Source organism: Roseateles sp. P5_E11 (genome assembly GCF_054049355.1).
Genome location: NZ_JBFUMO010000675.1, coordinates 1 through 2,813 on the forward strand (window position 1 = coordinate 1; position 2,813 = coordinate 2,813).

Annotated in this window: 4 protein-coding genes; 3 read left to right on the forward strand and 1 reads right to left on the reverse strand. The window is 62.7% G+C overall.

The window, feature by feature from the left end; translation table 11 throughout:
• Together ACXJKR_RS28960 and ACXJKR_RS28965 are read left to right on the forward strand one after the other, a co-directional pair.
• The coding region (locus ACXJKR_RS28960; RefSeq protein WP_457325786.1) for a beta-xylosidase family glycoside hydrolase at positions 1-437 on the forward strand (437 nt) is incomplete at its 5' end.
• A gap of 59 nt (positions 438-496) precedes the next feature.
• Entirely contained in the window at positions 497-2,032 is a 1,536-nt protein-coding gene (locus tag ACXJKR_RS28965; RefSeq protein ID WP_457325787.1) for an alpha-N-arabinofuranosidase, read from the forward strand.
• 16 nt (positions 2,033-2,048) lie between these two features.
• Here the strand turns inward: ACXJKR_RS28965 and ACXJKR_RS28970 are convergent, their stop codons facing one another.
• Positions 2,049-2,699, reverse strand: coding sequence for a LytR/AlgR family response regulator transcription factor (locus tag ACXJKR_RS28970; RefSeq protein WP_457325788.1), 651 nt, complete (start codon positions 2,697-2,699; stop codon positions 2,049-2,051).
• On the opposite strand from ACXJKR_RS28970, the gene ACXJKR_RS28975 reads away from it, so the two are divergent.
• On the forward strand, positions 2,589-2,813 hold a 225-nt coding region (locus tag ACXJKR_RS28975; protein WP_457325789.1), incomplete at its 3' end, for a hypothetical protein. The genes ACXJKR_RS28970 and ACXJKR_RS28975 overlap by 111 nt on opposite strands.

A 2,813-nucleotide genomic window follows, 5' to 3' on the forward strand; every position in this document is an offset into this window, starting at 1 on the left:
CCTTTGGCCCGAGCAGTTCGGCCACCACCCGCATCGACGTGAGCGGCATGAAGGACGGCGACTGGGCCGGCTTGTCCGCCTTTCAACGGCAGTACGGTTTCGTGGGCGTCAAGATGAGCGACGGCGTCCGTTCTCTCGTCATGGTGAGCGCCGAAACGGACAAGCCCGAGGAGATCGCCTCCATCCCCCTCCCCGGCAAGACCGTTCATCTCAGGGTCGACTGCGAATTTGAGCCTGCGCCTGAACTCGCCCGCTTCTCCTACAGCCTCGACGGTAAATCCTGGACCCCCATCGGTCGTCCCTCTCGCCTGAAGTACACCTTCCCGCACTTCATGGGCTATCGCTTCGGCCTCTTCTATTACTCGACCAAGACGGCCGGCGGCCGTGTCGACTTTGACTACTACCGCGTCGGGCAAGGGACGGAAGACCGTCGCTGACAAGGCGCGATCACTTTCGGCCTTCCTCCACCTGCGCCCCACTTGAATAGACAACCCCTGTGAACTCCATCAAACACGGCCTCGCCGTACTCGGCCTGATCGCCGCACCGGCTTTTGCCGCCAACCCGGTCAGCATCAACATCRACGCCGGCAAGCCCGGCCCGGTCATCAGCAAGTACGTCTACGGCCAGTTCGCCGAACACCTCGGCACCGGCGTCTACGAAGGCATGTGGGTCGGCACCAAGTCGAACATCCCCAACACCCGGGGTTGGCGCAATGACGTCGTCGGCGCGCTCAAGGAGCTGCATGTGCCGCTGGTGCGCTGGCCGGGCGGCTGCTTCGCCGACACCTACCACTGGCGCGACGGCATTGGCCCGCAGGACAAGCGMCCGAGCAACGTCTGGGGSACCCACGTCGAAGAGATCAACGCCGTCGGYACSCAYGAGTTCTTCGACCTSATCGAGATGATGGGCGCCGACGCCTACGTCAACGGCAACGTCGGKWCCGGCAGCGTGCAGGAGATGGCCGACTGGGTCCAGTACATGACTGCGGAAGGCGGCTCGCCGCTGGCSAGGCTGCGCGCTCAGAACGGGCGCGAGAAGCCGTTCAAGGTCGCCTTCTTCGGTGTCGGCAATGAGYTGTGGGGYTGYGGCGGCAACATGAAGCCCGAGTACTACGCSAGCCTGTACAGCAATTACGAGCATTTCCTGTGGGSGYCMGAGAAGTCGCGGCCGAAGATGATCGCCAGCGGCGGCAGCGGCTTCGACACCGCSTGGACCCAGGTCCTGAGCAAGGAACTGAAGGGCCGCACGATCGGCATCACCGTYCACCAGTACACCGTCCCGACCGGCAACTGGGACGTCAAGGGCAAGGACCTCGGCTTCAAGGAAGGCGAGTGGATCTCGACCCTGGCCAATACCTTGAAGATGGATCAGCTCGTCAAGGATCACGTGGCCATCCTGGACAAGAACGATCCCCAGAAGAAGATCGGACTGATGGTCGACGAGTGGGGCACCTGGTATGACGAAGCAGGCGCCCGAAGCGCGCTGTTCCAGCAGAACTCCCTGCGCGACGCGCTGGTGGCGGCACTCAACTTCCACATCTTCCACGAGCATGCGGAGCGGGTCACTCTGACCACCATCGCCCAGATGGTCAACGTGCTGCAGGCGATGGTCCTGACGGACAAGGAGAAGATGGTCCTGACGCCGACCTACTACGCGTTCCAGATGTATGCGCCGTTCCAGGATGCCAAGTCGCTGCCGCTGGCCATCAAGGACAACACCAGCTACACGCTGGGCGCAACAACCATTCCGGGCGTGAGCGCTACGGCGGCGCGCGCCAAGGACGGCAAGGTGTACCTGGCGCTGGTCAACACCGATCCGTCCAAGGCGGTCGATGTCGCCGTCGACGTCGCCGGCACGAAGGTCAAGGGTGCGGCCGGCAAGGTGCTGACCTCGGCCGCGATGGACGCGCACAACACGTTCCAGAATCCGCAGGTCGTCAAGCCGGCGGCGTTCAGCGCGCGTGTCGCGGACGGCAAGCTGTCGATCAAGGTGCCTGCCAAGGCTGTGCTGGTGGTCGCTTTGGAGGAGTGAAGGGCGCTTCGTGAAGTCATATTCGATCGGTGAAATTCTTTCGAAACCTGCGGCTCATTGACAGCCGAACGCCCGATTGAAGAACCACCTCGTGCTCCCCGCTGCTGTGAAGCTCTAGACCGCGAACCCTCTCGCGATTGACGATGATGGACCGGTGGATACGAACAAAGGTCTTTGCGTCCAGCTCTCGTTCCAGAGCGTGCAGGCTGCGGCGCAAGATGTGCGTCGCATTGCCTACGTGCAAGCATGCGTAGTAGTCGGCCGCCTCGATCCAGTCCACGTCTGCCGTGTTCAAGAACAAGGTCTTGCCCCGGTTCTTCACTACGAGTTGAGTCAATGGCGGGCGGCCCGCCGTCGGCTCTTGCGCGATCCGAAACTTGGCTCGCTGCAACGCGCGGTGAAATCGCGCGTCGTCGAATGGCTTGAGCAAATAGTCCAGCGCGCCTGCATCGAACGCGCGCAGCGCGTATTCGTCGTACGCCGTGACGAAGATGACGGCCGCGGGCATGTCCGAGCCCATCAGTTCGAGCACATCGAAGCCATCGCACTCGGGCATGTGGACGTCAAGAAAGAGAACGTCAGGTCTTGCGCGCCGCATCTCGGCAACGGCCGCTTGACCAGAGTCGCATTCAACGACGGCTGCCACATCTGGATCGGCACTCAGCAAGATCACAAGGTTACGCCGGGCGATCGCCTCGTCGTCGACCACCAGGATCCGCAGCGCCGCCATTCAGGACATCTGCAGGGGAAGCGTGACGACGACTTCGACGCCATCCTCGCC